Below are 17,764 nucleotides of genomic sequence, written 5' to 3' on the forward strand. Positions count from 1 at the left end.
AAAAATCCCCCCTCGTCCTCCCCTCACAAATAATTATCCCAATCGGAAAAAACGCAATATTATGACATTAGACACATATCGTTCATTCCTTGAAATGAGTTCCTATTTACGATAATATTTTTTATGGATAAGAAGGTTGAAAAATGGAGGATCAGTCCATGTCAAATCGTTATGCTGTGATTTTGGCCGCCGGGCAAGGAACGCGGATGAAATCAAAGCTTTATAAGGTATTGCACCCAGTGTGCGGAAAACCAATGGTACAGCATGTTGTAGATCAAGTCAAAAAACTTGATATTAAGGATATCGTGACCATCATCGGCCATGGTGCCGAAAAAGTACGGGCCCAATTAGGTGATGAGAGTCTGTATGCCCTGCAAGAAAAGCAGCTAGGGACAGCTCATGCGGTGATGCAGGCTGCCAGCATGCTTGAGGGAAAAGAGGGAACAACGATTGTCGTATGCGGAGATACGCCGCTCATTAAAGCAGAAACGATGGAGGCTTTATTTAAAGAGCATGTAGAAGCAAAGGCAAAAGCCTCGATTCTTACGGCAAAAATCGACAATCCTGCCGGTTATGGCCGTATCGTTCGCAATGAAAGTGGTTTTGTTGAAAAAATCGTGGAGCATAAAGATGCCACGGAAGAAGAGCGGAAGATCAACGAAATAAACACAGGAACATACTGCTTTGACAATCAGGCTTTATTCGAAGCACTGAAAAATGTTTCAAATGATAATGTGCAGGGAGAATATTATTTACCGGACGTTATTGAAATCTTGAAGAAGCAGGGAGAAATCGTTACAGCTTACCAAACTGAAGATTTGGATGAGACTCTAGGGGTTAATGACCGCGTGGCTTTGGCAGAAGCAGAACGGATTATGCGTGGGCGCATTAATGAAGCCCAAATGCGCAATGGGGTAACCATAATTGACCCGCAAAACAGCTATATCGAAGCTGATGTACAAATTGGACCTGATACGGTAATCCATCCAGGAACAATCCTAAAAGGTGAAACTGTTATCGGGGCAGATTGCATCATTGGCCCACATTCAGAAATTGCTAACTGCCATGTTGGCGATGAGACGGTTATCCGTCAATCTGCCGCTTATAATAGTTCGATTGGCTCCCATGTCAATATTGGGCCGTTCGCCCATATCCGCCCGGATTCAGCAATTGCTGATGAGGTGAAAATCGGCAACTTTGTGGAAATCAAAAAGGCTGTATTCGGTCAAGGAAGCAAAGCGTCCCATCTGAGCTATATCGGTGATGCGGAGGTTGGCAGCGACGTCAATATCGGCTGCGGCTCTATCACGGTTAATTACGATGGTAAAAATAAATATTTAACAAAGATTGAAGATCATGTGTTTATTGGCTGTAATTCCAACTTGGTTGCTCCAGTCACGATTGGCGAAGGAGCTTATGTAGCTGCTGGTTCCACTGTCACAAAGAATGTTCCTGGAAATGCATTGGCGATTGCCAGAGCACATCAAGTGAATAAAGAAAATTATGTTGAAAAGCTAAATATAAAGAAATAAGCGAAATTAAAATGGAGGGCCCTCATGTCGAACCAATATTTAGATCCAAATTTAAAGGTATTTAGTTTAAACTCCAATGTTGCACTAGCTAGAGAAATTGCAAAGGTTATTGGGGTAGAGCTTGGAAAGAGCTCGGTTACAAGATTCAGTGACGGTGAAATTCAAATTAATATTGAAGAGAGTATCCGCGGCTGTGATGTCTATGTCATCCAATCGACAAGTGCACCAGTAAATGAAAATATCATGGAACTATTAATCATGATTGATGCGCTAAAGAGGGCTTCTGCCAAAACAATCAATATTGTTATGCCGTATTATGGCTATGCCCGTCAGGACCGGAAAGCGCGCGCCCGTGAACCAATCACTTCGAAATTAGTGGCCAATCTGCTTGAGACTGCCGGTGCGACCCGCGTGCTGACCCTTGATTTGCATGCACCGCAGATCCAAGGATTTTTCGATATTCCAATCGACCATCTTATGGGTGTGCCGATTTTATCGGAATACTTTAGAAATAAAGAATTAAATGGTGATATTGTGGTTGTTTCGCCAGACCATGGCGGCGTAACGAGAGCCAGAAAAATGGCTGAACGCCTCAAGGCGCCAATCGCAATTATCGACAAACGCCGTCCAAGACCAAATGTGGCAGAGGTTATGAATATCGTTGGTAACATTGAAGGCAAAGTTGCCATTTTAATTGATGATATTATTGATACAGCAGGGACCATTACCCTTGCCGCTAACGCGTTAGTAGAAAACGGGGCAAAGGAAGTTTATGCCTGCTGTACACATCCAGTTTTATCGGGCCCTGCCATTGAAAGAATTCAGAATTCCAAAATCAAAGAATTGGTTGTAACAAATTCTATTGATCTTCCGGAAGAAAAGAAAATTGAAAAAATCCAAAGCTTGTCTGTTGCGCCATTAATCGGCGAAGCGATTATTCGCATCCACGAAGAGCAATCAGTCAGCACATTGTTTGATTAAGATTAATCTAAGGTGAACAGTCCCGCTTTTCTATTGTCTAGCTCCAGGCGCCATCGGCTCGAGGTCACAAGCCAATCCGTCCAAAAGGTTAAAAAGCAACCTTTCGGCCGGCTCGTCTTGTGCTTGTCGCCGATAGGCGGGCGCCTTCCGCTTTTCTAAAAAGAAACAGTACAAATATGTTTAGACCTTCCTTTTTTGGGGAAATTTTATATAGATAAATGAAATAGGAAGGTGGACTATACATGAGTACTGTTTTACAAGCGAAGGAGCGGAAGGAGCTGCGCCGTTCGGAATTGAGGAAAATCCGCGATAACGGCAATATCCCTGCTGTGGTATATGGAGCAAAAGTTGAGAGCAAGCCGGTGTTTGTCAGTGGGGCTGATTTTACAAAAACCATTCGCGCTGTAGGCAGAAACGGAATCATTTCACTCGATGTTGATGGCAGCAAACAGGATGTTATATTAACGGCTTACCAAGAGGATGCCATTAAAAAAGAAGTTATTCATGTTGATTTTCTAGCCGTTGATAAGTCATCAAAAGTAACAGTTGATGTTAGACTTGTTTTGGCTGGAGAAGCAGCGGGCGTGAAGGACGGCGGCGTTCTGCAGCAGCCATTGCATCAGCTTTCCATCACGACCACACCAGACAATATTCCGCCGCAGATTGAAGTAGATGTTTCTCATTTGCAGGTAGGCGAAACTATTCTGGCGGGGGATATTCCAGCCTTTGATTTTACGATTAATCATGAGGATAGTGAAGTAATTGCCTCCATTCTGCCTCCGAAGGTAGAAGTGGAAATTAATGCTGGCGAGCAGCAGGAGGGCGGCCACCCTGACAACGAAGAAGGCAGGGAAACAGAGCCTGAAGGGAAAGAATAGAAATAGACGTAACCTAGCTTTAGGTTACGTCTTTTGTTGCATTATCCTTAAAGGAGAAGTGCGGGAGGAGCATGCCGTTAATAACAAAGGTTATTGGAGCTCAAACTGGTTACAAAAATGGAAAAAGGGTCACCAATAAGGGCTATTGGAGCCCAAACCGGTTCGGAAAAATGAAAAAAGGTCGCCAATAAGGGCTATTGGAGCCCAAACCGGTTCAGAAAAATGAAAAAAGGTCGCCAATAAGGGCTATTGGAGCCCAAACCGGTTCAGAAAAATGAAAAAAGGTCGCCAATAAGGGCTATTGGAGCCCAAACCGGTTCTGGAAAATGAAAAAAGGTCGCCAATAAGGGCTATTGGAGCCCAAACCGGTTCCGAAAAATGAAAAAAGGGTCACCAATACGGGCTATTGGAGCCCAAACCGGTTCTGAAAAATGGAAAAAGGTCGCCAATACGGGCTATTGGAGCCCAAACCGGTTCTGAAAAATGGAAAAAGGGTCACCAATAAGGGCTATTGGAGCCCAAACCGGTTCTGGAAAATGAAAAAAGGTCGCCAATAAGGGCAACCGGTCCCGAAATCAGAGAAAAGGTCACCAATAAAGGTTATTGGGGCCCAAACTGAGCCCAATCTTTGAAAAAAGAGGATAACATTATGTTTCGAAAATTTTTTAACAGGCGGGCGAAACAGGAAGAGGAGGCGGGAGTCCCTATGAAATTAATCGTTGGATTAGGCAACCCCGGGAAACAGTACGATCAAACCCGGCACAATGTCGGCTTTGAAGTCATTGACGAGTTGGCAAACCGGTTGCAAATCCCCCTTAATCAGTCAAAATTTAAAGGTTTGTACGGCATGGGCAATCACAAAGGGGAAAAGGTATTGCTGTTAAAGCCGCTGACCTATATGAATTTATCTGGAGAATCTATCAGCGCGGTGATGGATTATTATAAAATAGAGTTAGAAGACCTTGTCGTTATCTATGATGACCTTGATTTGCCGGTTGGGAAAATCCGCCTGCGCCAAAAGGGGAGTCCAGGCGGTCATAATGGCATTAAATCAACAGTGGCCCATCTTGGCACTCAAGCCTTTAACCGTATCCGGATTGGAATTGACCGGCCGCATCCACCGGGAATCAGCGTTCCTGACTATGTGCTGGGAAGGTTCCTCCCCGAAGAGCAGCAGCCAATCAAAGAAGCGGTGGAAAAAAGTGCAGATGCCTGTGAGGCATGGCTGGAACGGCCATTTTTGCAGGTTATGAACGATTATAATCAGTGAATTGTTCATGATAAAGAAGGATCTTTCATACAATAAAGACAAGAAACGGGAGAGTTGAGAATGAATAAGTTCCTCCTGCAAGGTTCATACTATTATCAAGGAATCTTGAGATCAGGAGGGATTGTATGGCCATCCATTACCATTGCCGCCATTGTGGCTCAAATATTGGTTCAATTCAGCAAACGTCCATCCATTCAGAAGCGCTTGGACTTCATAGATTAACGGACCAAGAGAGACAGGATATGGTTACTTATGATAATTCAGGAGATATTCATATAAAGGCAATTTGCGAGGACTGTCAGGAAGCATTAGAGAAGAATCCAGATTTTCACCAATATGATTATCTTATTCATTAACCAGCTTTGGAGGGGAAATCCAAAGCGTTTTTCTATTTAAGAAATGAACTTGATAGATGCAAACATGTACGGGAGGAGGAGAAACTTTGGAGGGGTTAAAATCACTATTCCTTCAGCAGGAAGATATTTACTCGGTTATTTCCGGAGTAGAAGAGGGCTTAAGGGAACAGCTTATTGCGGGCCTATCCGGCTCATCGAGAACAGTGCTGACAGCTGCAATCTACGAAAAAATGAAAAGACCAATAATGGTTGTCACCCATAATTTGCTGCAGGCACAAAAACTTTATGATGACATTGCAAATTTAGTGAATGAAAAGGAAGTTTTTCTTTTTCCTGCAAATGAGTTAATTGCTGCTGAAATGAGCATTGCCAGTCCAGAGCTCAAGGCGCAGCGGATGGAAGCTTTAAATTATTGGAGCAAACAGACCAGGGGAATCATGATTGTCCCGATTGCCGGATTAAAGAAAATCCTCCCTCCAAAATCACTGTGGGAAAAATACCAGCTTTCCTTAAAAGTAGGAGAAGATATCAATCTTGATTCTTTGTTAAACATCCTCGTGCAAATGGGGTATGTACGGGGAGAAATGGTATCCACACCGGGTGAATTTAGTGTAAGAGGCGGCATCATTGATATTTATCCATTAACAGAGGAAAACCCGCTGCGCATTGAACTGTTTGATACAGAAATCGATTCAATTCGTTATTTTTCTCTAGAGGACCAAAGATCAAAGGAAAAGGTGTCCGAGGTCTTTATCGGACCAGCAACAGAGGTATTATTAGAGGCAGAACATTATAGCCGCATGGTTGGAAAAATAGAAGATGGTTTAGGGATTAGTCTAAGGAAATTAAAAAATGATAAAGCAAAAATCGAACTTAGCCAAAATATTAGCTTCGAACTCGAGCAGTTGAAAAATGGCCAAAAGCCCGATCAGGTTTTTAAATACCTGTCACTGGCCTATGAAACCCCTAGTAGTTTACTAGACTATCTGCCTAAGAACGGGCTGGTTATAATCGATGAAATCAGCAGGATTCAAGAGATGAATGAATCCCTTGTGAAAGAGGAGGCAGAGTGGTATACAGCTTTACTTGCTGAAGGGCAAATTATCCATGATGTACAAATATCCCACGATTTGCAGGCGTTTTTGCAAAGAAAGCAATTTCCAATTCTTTATATGTCGTTATTTTTACGGCATGTGGCCAATACCAGCCCGCAAAATATTATTAATATTTCCTGCCGGTCGATGCAGAATTTTCACGGGCAGATGCATTTGTTGAAATCAGAAATAGAAAGATGGAAAAAAGGGAATTATACCATTTTATTTTTAGGGGCTAACGAAGAGAGAGTTGCCAAGCTAGAACGGGTGCTCGAAGACTATGAAATTGACGCAAATGTTACCTCCGAGAACCAGCAGCTTTTACCGGGGAAAACCCAGATTATAAGGGGAAATCTGCAGACGGGGTTTGAACTTTCAATTCAGAAAATTGCCGTTATTACGGAGGAAGAGCTCTTTAATAAACGGGTGAAACGGTCCTCCAGCCGTCAAAAGCTATCCAATGCCGAGCGGATTAAAAGCTACTCGGAGTTGAAGATTGGCGATTATGTTGTTCATGTGAATCATGGAATAGGAAAGTATTTAGGCATTGAAACTCTTGTGATAAACGGGATTCATAAGGATTATCTACATATCCGCTATCAAGGGACTGATAAACTCTATGTACCTGTAGAACAAATCGACCTTGTCCAGAAGTATGTCGGTTCTGAAGGAAAAGAGCCGAAAATCTATAAACTCGGCGGTACCGATTGGAAGAAGGTAAAGAAAAAGGTTCAATCATCGGTAGAGGATATAGCCGACGATTTAATCAAATTATATGCCGAGCGGGAAGCGGCAGTCGGTTACGCCTTTACACCGGATGGGGATATGCAGCGGGAGTTTGAAACATCATTTGCTTATCGTGAAACAGATGACCAGCTTCGGTCGATTCATGAAATCAAAAAGGATATGGAACGGCCGCGGCCAATGGACCGGTTATTATGCGGCGATGTCGGTTATGGGAAAACAGAGGTCGCTATCCGCGCCGCTTTTAAAGCAATTGCTGACGGTAAACAGGTGGCATTCCTTGTACCGACGACGATTTTAGCACAGCAGCATCACGAAACATTAAGAGAGAGATTTCAAGACTTTCCGATTAATATCGGCTTATTAAGCAGGTTCCGTACGAAAAAACAACAAACAGAAACAATCAAAGGGCTGAAGGCAGGAACTGTGGATATAGTCGTTGGCACCCATCGCCTGCTCTCAAAAGACATTGTTTATCATGATTTGGGATTGTTAATTATTGATGAGGAACAAAGATTTGGTGTTTCACATAAAGAGAAAATCAAAAAACTGAAAACAAATATTGATGTGTTAACCTTAACGGCGACACCAATCCCAAGAACGCTGCATATGTCGATGCTTGGCGTAAGGGACTTATCGGTCATTGAAACGCCGCCGGAAAACCGTTTCCCAGTGCAGACCTATGTAATGGAATACAATGGTGCCTTGGTAAGGGAAGCGATTGAGCGCGAGCTTGCCCGCGACGGACAAGTATACTTTTTATATAACCGCGTCGAGGATATCGACCGGAAGGCAGAGGAAATTTCCATGCTGGTGCCGGACGCAAAGGTCACCTTTGCCCATGGTCAGATGTCGGAAAACGAGCTTGAATCGGTGATGCTTGGTTTTTTGGCGGGTGATTTCGATGTCCTTGTCAGTACGACCATTATTGAAACAGGTGTCGATATACCGAATGTTAATACTTTGATTGTCCATGATGCCGATCGCATGGGACTCTCCCAGCTTTATCAGCTCCGCGGCCGGGTCGGAAGATCAAACAGGGTGGCCTATGCTTATTTCACATATCGGAAGGATAAGGTTTTGACAGAGGTAGCTGAAAAACGCCTCGAGGCGATAAAAGAATTTACCGAGTTAGGTTCCGGTTTTAAAATTGCGATGAGGGACCTGTCCATCCGCGGTGCAGGAAATTTACTCGGCGCCCAGCAGCATGGATTTATTGATTCAGTAGGGTTTGACCTTTATTCGCAAATGCTCAAAGAGGCAATTGAGGAACGGAAGGGTGACCTTAAGGCTGAGGCAAAACCTTCAGTGGAAATTGACCTTGAAATTGATGCCTATATTCCAGATTCCTATATCCGGGACGGCCATCAAAAAATCGAAATGTATAAACGCTTCAGAGGAGCTTTGGCACTTGAGGATATTGACGAGCTGCAGTCTGAAATGCTCGACCGCTTTGGTGAATATCCTGACGAGGTCGGCTACCTATTCCAAATTGCCGAAATGAAGGTATACGCCATCCAAAATGGCGTAGAGCTGATTAAACAGGTCAAGCAGGATGTCACGATTTTATTAACGGAAGAAATGACAAACACGATTGAAGGCAGCAAGCTTTTCCATATTGGCAACCGCTTTGGAAGAGCCGTTACCCCGGGCATGGAAGGACGTAAGCTGAAAATCATGATTAAAACAAAGGACCTTGAGACTGCACAATGGCTTAATATTGTGTTTGAAATGATCAAGGGAATTTCTTTGGCGAAAAAAGAACAGGGAAATCCTGTAAATTAACGAAAAGGACCTGACCCCAACATTAACGCATTAAAGCGGGGTTCAGGCCCTTTTATGTGATGTTGGGAATCTTTCCTGAATATGTGAAAAAAATATGTCCTATGTGAATAGAACTTTCCAGTTGAAAGATACTAAGTTCAAAGTTGGTGATGATTTCAATTAAAGGAAATTAAGTCACTCACCAAGTTGAAAAATCATCAGATGAAAGTGAGGCAACATTGGATGAAAGCAACTGGAATAGTTCGTCGAATCGATGATTTGGGTCGTGTTGTAATTCCTAAAGAAATACGCAGAACGCTGCGTATCCGTGAAGGGGATCCATTAGAGATCTTCGTGGACCGGGATGGAGAAGTCATTTTAAAGAAGTATTCACCAATCAGCGAATTAAGCGATTTTGCCAAAGAATATGCTGAAGCCCTATTTGACAGCCTCGGTAATCCTGTTTTAATTTGTGATAGAGATGCGTATATTGCTGTTGCAGGCGGTTCTAAGAAAGATTATTTAAATAAAAATATCAGTGATTTAGTCGAGAAAACAATGGAGGATCGCAACTCCATGCTCAGTACCCAGCAGGGCGATGTTGCCTTGGTTGAGGGTAACGACGAACCAGTAACATCTTATACAATCGGGCCAATAATTGCAAATGGCGACCCGATTGGGGCAGTTATCATTTTTTCAAAGGAAGGCTCCCTTGGTGAGGTTGAACAAAAGGCAGTTGAAACGGCCGCAGGTTTCCTCGCTAGGCAAATGGAGCAATAAAATGCGGTATAACATTAAAAAAGGCAGCCAGCGCTGCCTTTTTTAATGTTTGCTAATAAGAAAGAGTGAAATTTTTACAAAATTTCACCCTTTCTTTAACGTATAAATTCAACTACGGCTCATGAACCGTCCTATCAGACTCGCCAATCGCCGAGTTTTCATTTATAATGGATGCGCTTATGCTAATTAGGCAGGTGAAACTGTGAAAAATATCAATCCTTCAAAGGCTGTGTTTAAAGGGGCCTTTATTTTAGCTTTATCGGCACTGATTACCAAAATTTTAAGTGCTTTTTACCGTATTCCCTTTCAAAACATTGTCGGGGATATCGGGTTTTACATATATCAGCAGGTTTATCCATTTTATGGGGTGGCTGTTGTTCTTTCTACTACCGGATTTCCGGTTGTCATATCAAAGCTGTATGCTGAGCTGCTGGAAAAAGGCGACCAGGAAAAGTCACGCCTTCTTCTATTTTTATCGTTTATCTATTTGCAGATATTCGGCCTTCTTTGTTTTCTTGTTCTTTATTTTGGGGCCGGTCAGCTGTCTCTTTGGATGAAGGATCCTCATCTGGCCGTCATCATCCGGGTAGTTTCGATAGTTTTTTTAACCTTTCCATTTGTCTCGGTTTTGCGGGGCTATTATCAGGGAAAAGGCGATATGGTACCGACCGCTTTATCTCAAGTGGCAGAACAAACAATCCGCGTTGTCACGATTCTTTTTCTATCATGGCTGTTAATGGAAAAAGGAGTTTCCCTCTATCTTGTCGGCGGGGGCGCGATGTTTGGGTCGATTACAGGCAGTTTGGTTTCTGGGCTTATTTTGTTTATGTTTTTGTGGATTCGTAAAGAATGGAAACTAATGGCGCCAAATAAAGGTAATTTAAAGACGAGCGCCCTTCAAGTAAAGCGGATCTTTAAAGCGCTCACGTTTCAAGGACTTACTATTTGTGTAAGCGGCATGCTGATGATTTTTATTCAAATGGCGGATTCTTTAAACCTCTATTCTCTGCTCGTTTCGAATGGAACCCCCGGGGATATGGCAAAAAGCTTAAAAGGAATCTTTGACCGCGGCCAGCCGCTCATCCAGCTGGGAACAATTGCGGCTTCTTCGATGTCGTTAACTTTGGTGCCGTTGATTAGCCGCGAGAGGCTTGCTTCCAAACCGGAATTTTTACACCACAAAATTCAATTGGCGCTAAAAGTAAGTATCGTTATTGGCGTAGGGGCTTCTGCTGGATTATGGGCGATTATTCGTCCGGCCAACACTATGCTGTTTGAGAATGATTATGGTTCAGATGTTTTAGGGATGCTTAGTTTTGTTATTTTGTTTACATCAATGATTGCAACGATTGTTGCCATTCTCCAGGGATTAGGCAGCTTTGCCCTTCCAGCTTTGGCGGTGGCAGCGATATTTCCTGTTAAGTATGTATTAAACATGATATTCGTACCAACGTTAGGTACAATGGGGGCAGCACTTTCTACTTTGTTATCGCTCGGTATTATTATCATTTTATTATTTATTCATTTTAAAAAAATTGCGCCCCTCCCGCTATTTCATCTTCGTTTTATAAGGACTGTTTTGGTGGCGGCGCTAGCTATGGTTCTTTTTTTGAAAGGCTGGTTGTTCCTAGCAGGACTTCTATTGGAACCACTTGGATTAAGCCGCTTTGGTGCAGCTATCCAGTCTTTAAGTGCTGTATTTTCTGGTGGAATTCTATTCACGTTGATTATTATTAGAGGACGCACTTTTCTAGAGGAAGAGCTTGCCCTTTTCCCGTTTGGCAGTAAACTCATTCATTTTATGGCTCGAAAGGATCGAAGATAATATGGCGAAAAAAATTGAAATTGTCGGATTGGGTGCAGGAGATCTGCAGCAGCTTCAGGTCGGCGTTTATCGAAAACTTATAAAAGGACAGCAGCTTTTTTTGCGAACAAAGGAGCATCCGGTAGTCGCAGAGTTAGTGAAGGAAGGAATGGTTTATACTTCCTTTGATTCCGTTTATGAAAAGCATGAGCAGTTTGAGGATGTCTATCAGGAAATTGCCGAAAACTTGCTGGAGAAGGCGCAATCGGAATCAGTAACCTATGCTGTGCCCGGGCATCCCCTTGTAGCAGAGCGGACGGTCCAAATCCTTTTGGAAAATGGGGCAAAGGCCGGGGTTGAAATTGTCATTGGCGGAGGTCAAAGCTTTATCGATGCTTTATTCACTTCCTTAAAAATTGACCCTATTGACGGGTTTCAGCTGTTAGACGGCACCTCGCTTGAGGCGGGACAGCTCCAAATAGACCAGCATATCATCATCAGCCAGGTCTATGATGCCTTTGTTGCTTCGAATGTGAAATTAACCTTAATGGAGAAGCTTCCGGATGATTATGAGGTATATATTGTCTCTGCAGCAGGCAGTCAAGAAGAGTCAATTATGAAAGTACCTTTATATGAAGTAGACCGGAATTTATCTATTGATAATTTAAGGTCCATCTACGTTCCTCCGGTACAGGAGGAAGAAATTTTATGGAGAACCTTCCCCAAGCTGCGCAACATTATTGCCCATTTGAGGGGACCAAATGGCTGCCCATGGGATAAAGAACAAACCCATGAGTCATTAAAGAAATATTTAATTGAAGAAACGTATGAAGTGATTGAAGCGATTAATAGCGAGGATATTGACCATCTCATCGAAGAATTGGGAGATGTTCTGTTGCAGGTTTTGCTGCACGCACAAATTGGCGAGGATGATGGGTATTTCTCCATTGAGGATGTGATTGAAGGCTTGTCCGCGAAGATGGTCCGCCGCCATCCTCATGTTTTTGGAGGTGCTGAAGCGGCTAATGCCAATGAGGTGGTCAAGAATTGGCAGGAGATTAAGAAGCAGGAAAAAGGCGGGGAGCACGCTGATGTCTCCTTGCTTGCCGGAGTTTCGCTGGCCCTGCCTAATCTGCTGCGCGCCTATGAGCTCCAAAAGAAAGCGGCAAAGGTGGGCTTTGATTGGAAGGAAATTGGCCCTGCCTTGGAGAAAGTTAAAGAGGAGCTGGATGAATTTATTGCCGAACTTGATGGAACGGAAGAGGGTCATGTCCGTGCAAATAAAGAATTCGGCGATTTATTGTTTGCGTTTGTCAATGTCGCCCGGTTTTTAAAAATTAATCCGGAAGAAGCTTTGTTTGCAACAAATGAAAAGTTTATTCGGCGTTTTCAGTACATTGAAGAGAAGGTAAAGATGAGCGGAAAAGCTATCGAAGCCCATTCCCTCAAGGAATTGGATCAGTACTGGGATGAGGCAAAATTAAAAGGGCTATGATGCATGGGGACGGTTCTCATGCATCAATGCTGGAATTATCCCAAAATTAAAAGGGATTTAGAAAGGGTCGAGTTAACATGCGTTTAGATAAATTTTTAAAGGTATCAAGGTTAATTAAAAGAAGAACACTGGCAAAAGAAGTGTCAGACCAAGGGAGAATTGAAATCAACGGTAAAGAGGCAAAAGCAAGCTCTACTGTAAAGGTCGGAGATGAATTAACACTCCGCCTTGGCCCTAGGAGAATTACCGTCCGAATTGAACGAATTCAGGAAACTACCCGTAAGGAAGAAGCAGCAGAAATGTATACAATTCTAAAAGAAGAACGGGTCGGCTATTCCGAGGAGCAAAACGACTAATGATGTTCTAATTCTTTTACCTCACACATAGAAATGTACAAAAAGGTTGTACAAATAGAAAAGCGGAAGCTCCTTGGCGCTGAAGCTGGACAAATGATTGTGAGGGATGAAGGATGAGCCAATATTATGATAATACTCCTGCTAAAAGCAGTATTCCTGACCACGATGTGATTATGAGAGGAAGAAAGCTTCTTGATATTACCGGTGTGAAGCAAGTGGAAAGCTTTGATAATGAGGAGTTTTTATTAGAAACTTCAATGGGCTTTTTAGCGATCAAGGGACAAAACCTGCAAATGAAGAACCTGGATGTTGAAAAAGGGATTGTTTCGATTAAAGGGAAAATATTTGATTTGGTCTATCTTGATGAACACCACGGGGAGAAGGCTAAAGGATTCTTTAGCAAGTTGTTCCGATGACCCTTTCTACGCAATTTCTGACAATGCTTTCCATGATTGGCATGGGGTCATTATTTGGGGCAATGCTTGACACGTATCATCGGTTTTTAAAGAGGCCCCATCGAAAAGGCTGGATTGTATTTTTAAATGATCTGTTATTTTGGATGATTCAAGCCTTACTAATCTTTTATGCGTTATTTTTAGCAAATAACGGAGAATTGCGGTTTTATATTTTTATAGCTCTTCTATGTGGATTCGCTGCCTATCAAAGCTTATTAAAAGCGATGTACCTGAGGCTCCTGGAGCTTTTAATTGAGACTGTCATCTCCATCTCCCGATTTACAAAAAGAACCTTCCTCCTCTTGATTTATAAACCAATTGTCGGACTGATCCAGCTTGTCATCGCCATCCTATTAACATTTGGCAGGGGGTTATTATCCCTTGTCAAATTTATTTGGAAGGTCCTTCTTTATATCCTGAACGTGCTATTTGTCATTGTGAAGAAGATTTTGTTTGTTTTTTGGAAACTTTTGCCGAAAGGTATTAAAAAATCCGTCGAGAAGTTATATAATAGAACGGCAGGAAAATCAAAGGGAATCGTGAATTATATTAGTAAGTGGATGGACAAGTTGAGAAAAAGAAAAGAGTAAGGAAGGATATAAATGGGAGCAGAACGACAAAAAGCAGTATCAAAAATCCAAACAGCTTATGTCCAACAGCAGGAATATGCTGAAATTGCATCAGCCCGCAGGAAAAAGCTGCTTCTCAGACGGCTGTCACTGTTTTTTGTGTTTGCCTGTTTGCTTTCTTATTTTATGATATCCAGTTATCTTTCCCAAACAAGAATCTTGGAGGCGAAAGTGGCGGAGAAGCGGAAGCTTGATCATCAGCTGGCAGATTTAAAAAAGCAAGAGAAGATATTAAAAGAGAACATCGTCAAATTAAATGATGATGATTACATTGCGAAGCTTGCCCGCAAAGAGTATTTTTTCTCGGACAAGAACGAAATAATCTTTAATATTCCAGAAGAAAAGAAGGAAAAATGAACCAATATGTAGTGTTATTGACACTCAATTTTGCCTTTCTGTATAATATATAGTAAGATGATTTTTAAATTTTTAAGGAGGAACATTTTTTTTATGTCAATCGAAGTAGGCAGCAAGTTACAGGGAAAGGTGACAGGCATTACAAATTTCGGAGCGTTTGTGGAGCTGCCGGATGGTTCAACTGGACTCGTTCACATCAGTGAGGTCGCAGACAACTATGTAAAAGATATCAATGATCATCTTAAAGTTGGCGACCAGGTTGAAGTGAAGGTTCTTAATGTTGAGAAAGATGGGAAGATTGGACTATCCATCAAAAAAGCAAAAGATAGACCGGAACCAGAGAAAAAACATTCACACTCCCATTCGCAACGTCCTCGTCAGGGAAGGGCAAACGATCGTAATAATAATAGACCGGAATCCTTCGAGCAAAAAATGGCAAGATTCTTAAAAGACAGTGAAGATCGTTTATCTTCCCTAAAGCGGCACACCGAGTCCAAGCGCGGCGGAAGAGGAGCTAGACGGGGGTAACTTGCTGCAGACTTTTTAAACAAATAGAGCAGGTTTTACAAAAAGACAGGTCGTAATGGCCGGTCTTTTTTTTTGTACCAATATGTATTAAAAACTTTGAAATAATGACAACAAATTAAGATAGATAATATTATTTGATTGAAAATAGTGAAAACCGTCGAACGATTCTTTGAACTCGTTCACTATTATGACAAACTTTTAAATCTAGCAAACTTATAATAGATTCTAACAATAATGAATCGGGAGTGTGGATATATGGAAAAGCCAAATGCGAGTTTAATAGAACCGATCGGGGAAGTCAATCTTCACACGCCAAAATGGAATTTTAACTATGGATTTAAAAAGCTTCAATTTTTGCTAGAGTCCTTTTTTATTAAAAAGGGATTTCTATTATTAATCGTGGGATTTTTACTTGGACGAGCCCTGATATTGGCAAAGTTGACTCCGTTCAGTCTTCCCTTTTTTGCTGCTGTTTATTTCATTAAAAAGGATCGGGCACCGCTCGCCCTGATTGGACTGGTTACAGGGGCCGCTACCCTGTCATTAGGAAATGCCGCCTTTACCTTTATTGTCACTTTTCTGTTCTTATTTATTTACCGTATCAGTCAAAAATGGCTGAACAATGAAATGAGAGCACTGCCCTTTTTTGTGGGGATTATTTTAGGGCTTTCGAAATTGGCTGAAGCCTTTATTCTCTCCCGAGCCATAACCCTTTATGATGTCATGATGGTTGGGGTTCAGGCCAGCCTTGCTTTTATTTTGACGATGATTTTCCTGCAGAGCATTCCACTGCTAACGGCTAATAAACGCAGGCAGCTATTAAAAACAGAAGAAATCGTCTGCTTGATTATCATGCTGGCTTCGATTATGACGGGAACGATTGGCTGGAAGGTCTATGATCTATCGCTTGAACATGTCTTGTCCCGTTATTTGGTTCTCGTCTTTTCTTTTATAGCAGGAGCAACTGTCGGGTCAACGGTTGGGGTTGTCACTGGTCTAATTTTCAGCCTGGCAAGTGTGTCGAGTTTCTATCATATGAGTCTATTAGCCTTCTCAGGTGTTTTAGGGGGTCTCCTCAAGGAAGGAAAAAAGATTGGTGTATCCGTTGGCTTGTTTATCGCTACCCTGCTGATTGGCATGTACGGTGAAGGGGGCGGCTCACTGCTGTTGACAATCTATGAAACAGCGGCAGCTATTTGTTTATTCCTGTTAACACCCCAAAGCTTAACCTCCAGGCTGGCAAAGTATATACCCGGAACACCCGAGCATATGGCTGAGCAGCAAAAATATATGAGAAAAATGCGCGATGTAACGGCCCAAAGGGTTTCGCAATTTTCAAATGTCTTTCATGCCCTCTCCAAAAGCTTTTCACAAACGGATGCATTTCCCGTTGAAAATGAAGATGAACGGGAAATGGATTACTTCATGAGTCATGTAACCGAAAAGACATGCCAAACCTGCTTTAAAAAAGAGCAGTGCTGGGCAAAGAATTTTAGTACAACCTATGCTTGCATGGAGGAAATTATTCATGAAATGGATCAAAACGACGGCAATATTTCTTTAAGGATGTCAAGAGAATGGGAAAAGCTTTGTTCGCGGCCAAAAAAGGTGTATGAAACAATTGCCCAGGAACTGACCTTTTACCAGGCCAATATAAAATTGAAGAAAAAAGTACACGAAAGCCGAAAGCTGGTTGCCGACCAACTTTTAGGTGTTTCCGAAGTGATGAACAATTTCGCCAAGGAAATCCAGCGTGAGCGGGAAAATTACTACAAACAGGAGGAGCAAATCATGGAGGCCATGCAAGGATTTGGCATCCATATTGAACAGGTGGAAATTTACAGCTTGGAGCCGGGAAATGTTGATATTGAAATGTCTGTTCCATTTTGCAATGGCCACGGGGAGTGTGAAAAATTAATTGCCCCAATGCTGTCCGATATTCTTGGGGAAACGATTGTGGTTAGATTGGAGGAATGTGCAACCTATTCAAATGGCTTCTGCCATGTTGTCTTTAGGTCTTCAAAGGCCTATACGGTCGACACGGGTGTAGCTCATGCTGCCAAGGATGGCGGTTTAGTGTCCGGTGACAGCCATTCCACAATTGAATTGGGACTTGGAAAAATGGCGCTCGCCATCAGTGACGGAATGGGGAATGGCGAACGGGCTCATTATGAGAGTGATGAGACACTAAAGCTGTTGCAAAAAATTCTTCAATCAGGCATTGAAGAAAAAATCGCCATCAAATCGGTTAATTCCATCCTCTCACTGCGGACAACCGATGAAATATTCTCCACATTGGACTTGGCGATGATCGATTTAAAAAACGCATCTGCCAAATTTCTTAAAATAGGATCTACGCCGAGCTTTATTAAAAGGGGGAAAAAAGTCATTAAGATACAGGCAAGCAACCTGCCGATGGGAATTCTTCAGGATTTTGAGGTAGATGTAGTGGATGAACAGTTAAAGGCAGGGGACTTGTTAATTATGATGAGCGACGGTGTCTTTGAGGGGCCGAAGCATGTAGAAAATTATGATTTATGGATGAAACGGAAAATCCTTGAATTGGAAACAGATGACCCGCAAGAGGTAGCTGATTTAATCCTAGAAGATGTGATTCGCTCCAAATCAGAAATAATTGACGATGATATGACCGTCATGGTGGCAAAGATCAGACATAATACACCGAAATGGGCAACTATTCCTGTTCAAAAGATGAAGCGCCAAGCGTAACTAATTATTTT

Annotated in this window: 15 protein-coding genes; all 15 read left to right on the forward strand. The window is 42.3% G+C overall.

Annotated features, from left to right (window positions below):
- Nucleotides 1–158 precede the first annotated feature (158 nt).
- The 15 genes from glmU (at nt 159) to spoIIE (ending at nt 17,753) form a co-directional block, all read left to right on the forward strand.
- Complete coding sequence (glmU, locus tag QNN06_RS00290) at nt 159–1,532, forward strand: bifunctional UDP-N-acetylglucosamine diphosphorylase/glucosamine-1-phosphate N-acetyltransferase GlmU (protein WP_213121143.1); 1,374 nt, start codon at nt 159–161, stop codon at nt 1,530–1,532.
- Nucleotides 1,533–1,556: 24 nt separating this feature from the next.
- Complete coding sequence (locus QNN06_RS00295; protein ID WP_213121142.1) at nt 1,557–2,513, forward strand: ribose-phosphate diphosphokinase; 957 nt, start codon at nt 1,557–1,559, stop codon at nt 2,511–2,513.
- 242 nt (nt 2,514–2,755) lie between these two features.
- Nucleotides 2,756–3,391, forward strand: a complete 636-nt coding sequence (locus QNN06_RS00300; protein ID WP_284036735.1) for a 50S ribosomal protein L25/general stress protein Ctc — start codon at nt 2,756–2,758, stop codon at nt 3,389–3,391.
- A 706-nt stretch (nt 3,392–4,097) separates the two neighbouring features.
- On the forward strand, nt 4,098–4,661 hold the full coding sequence (gene pth / locus QNN06_RS00305; protein WP_284037870.1) for an aminoacyl-tRNA hydrolase: 564 nt from the start codon (nt 4,098–4,100) through the stop codon (nt 4,659–4,661).
- Nucleotides 4,662–4,786: 125 nt separating this feature from the next.
- Entirely contained in the window at nt 4,787–5,017 is a 231-nt protein-coding gene (gene fin, locus QNN06_RS00310; protein ID WP_213121140.1) for an anti-sigma-F factor Fin, read from the forward strand.
- An 86-nt stretch (nt 5,018–5,103) separates the two neighbouring features.
- Entirely contained in the window at nt 5,104–8,640 is a 3,537-nt protein-coding gene (gene mfd, locus QNN06_RS00315) for a transcription-repair coupling factor (RefSeq protein WP_284036736.1), read from the forward strand.
- A gap of 222 nt (nt 8,641–8,862) precedes the next feature.
- Complete coding sequence (spoVT, locus tag QNN06_RS00320) at nt 8,863–9,399, forward strand: stage V sporulation protein T (RefSeq protein ID WP_213121138.1); 537 nt, start codon at nt 8,863–8,865, stop codon at nt 9,397–9,399.
- A 202-nt stretch (nt 9,400–9,601) separates the two neighbouring features.
- The gene (locus QNN06_RS00325) at nt 9,602–11,224 is read left to right on the forward strand and encodes a putative polysaccharide biosynthesis protein (protein WP_284036737.1); all 1,623 of its coding nucleotides are present in this window, start codon (nt 9,602–9,604) and stop codon (nt 11,222–11,224) included.
- 1 nt (nt 11,225) lies between these two features.
- Nucleotides 11,226–12,698, forward strand: coding sequence for a bifunctional methyltransferase/pyrophosphohydrolase YabN (gene yabN, locus QNN06_RS00330; protein ID WP_284036738.1), 1,473 nt, complete (start codon nt 11,226–11,228; stop codon nt 12,696–12,698).
- A gap of 77 nt (nt 12,699–12,775) precedes the next feature.
- A complete protein-coding gene (locus QNN06_RS00335) occupies nt 12,776–13,054 on the forward strand; it encodes an RNA-binding S4 domain-containing protein (RefSeq protein WP_213121136.1) in 279 nt (92 codons plus the stop codon).
- Between the two features lie 113 nt (nt 13,055–13,167).
- Nucleotides 13,168–13,470: a sporulation protein YabP gene (gene yabP / locus QNN06_RS00340; RefSeq protein WP_213121135.1), complete on the forward strand. Its 303-nt coding sequence runs from the start codon at nt 13,168–13,170 to the stop codon at nt 13,468–13,470.
- Complete coding sequence (gene yabQ / locus QNN06_RS00345; RefSeq protein WP_284036739.1) at nt 13,467–14,099, forward strand: spore cortex biosynthesis protein YabQ; 633 nt, start codon at nt 13,467–13,469, stop codon at nt 14,097–14,099. Before yabP ends, yabQ begins: the two co-directional genes overlap by 4 nt.
- Before the next feature lie 12 nt (nt 14,100–14,111).
- Nucleotides 14,112–14,495, forward strand: a complete 384-nt coding sequence (locus QNN06_RS00350) for an FtsB family cell division protein (protein WP_217037419.1) — start codon at nt 14,112–14,114, stop codon at nt 14,493–14,495.
- Between the two features lie 93 nt (nt 14,496–14,588).
- Nucleotides 14,589–15,023 carry a S1 domain-containing RNA-binding protein gene (locus QNN06_RS00355; protein ID WP_213121132.1) on the forward strand — a complete coding sequence of 145 codons (435 nt, stop codon included), beginning with the start codon at nt 14,589–14,591 and terminating at the stop codon, nt 15,021–15,023.
- Between the two features lie 255 nt (nt 15,024–15,278).
- Nucleotides 15,279–17,753, forward strand: a complete 2,475-nt coding sequence (gene spoIIE / locus QNN06_RS00360; RefSeq protein ID WP_213121131.1) for a stage II sporulation protein E — start codon at nt 15,279–15,281, stop codon at nt 17,751–17,753.
- Nucleotides 17,754–17,764: the final 11 nt, after the last annotated feature.

Source organism: Neobacillus sp. 114, from assembly GCF_030127045.1.
Taxonomy (GTDB): domain Bacteria; phylum Bacillota; class Bacilli; order Bacillales; family Cytobacillaceae; genus Neobacillus; species Neobacillus rhizophilus.

Bases quoted from the DNA above. Each gene is read 5' to 3' on its own strand.
- QNN06_RS00355 (WP_213121132.1), top strand. From the start codon at position 14,589: ATGTCAATCGAAGTAGGCAGCAAGTTACAGGGAAAGGTGACAGGCATT.
- glmU (WP_213121143.1), top strand. From the start codon at position 159: ATGTCAAATCGTTATGCTGTGATTTTGGCCGCCGGGCAAGGAACGCGG.
- fin (WP_213121140.1), top strand. From the start codon at position 4,787: ATGGCCATCCATTACCATTGCCGCCATTGTGGCTCAAATATTGGTTCA.
- yabN (WP_284036738.1), top strand. From the start codon at position 11,226: ATGGCGAAAAAAATTGAAATTGTCGGATTGGGTGCAGGAGATCTGCAG.
- QNN06_RS00350 (WP_217037419.1), top strand. From the start codon at position 14,112: ATGGGAGCAGAACGACAAAAAGCAGTATCAAAAATCCAAACAGCTTAT.
- pth (WP_284037870.1), top strand. From the start codon at position 4,098: ATGAAATTAATCGTTGGATTAGGCAACCCCGGGAAACAGTACGATCAA.
- QNN06_RS00300 (WP_284036735.1), top strand. From the start codon at position 2,756: ATGAGTACTGTTTTACAAGCGAAGGAGCGGAAGGAGCTGCGCCGTTCG.
- spoIIE (WP_213121131.1), top strand. From the start codon at position 15,279: ATGGAAAAGCCAAATGCGAGTTTAATAGAACCGATCGGGGAAGTCAAT.
- yabQ (WP_284036739.1), top strand. From the start codon at position 13,467: ATGACCCTTTCTACGCAATTTCTGACAATGCTTTCCATGATTGGCATG.
- yabP (WP_213121135.1), top strand. From the start codon at position 13,168: ATGAGCCAATATTATGATAATACTCCTGCTAAAAGCAGTATTCCTGAC.
- QNN06_RS00335 (WP_213121136.1), top strand. From the start codon at position 12,776: ATGCGTTTAGATAAATTTTTAAAGGTATCAAGGTTAATTAAAAGAAGA.
- QNN06_RS00295 (WP_213121142.1), top strand. From the start codon at position 1,557: ATGTCGAACCAATATTTAGATCCAAATTTAAAGGTATTTAGTTTAAAC.
- spoVT (WP_213121138.1), top strand. From the start codon at position 8,863: ATGAAAGCAACTGGAATAGTTCGTCGAATCGATGATTTGGGTCGTGTT.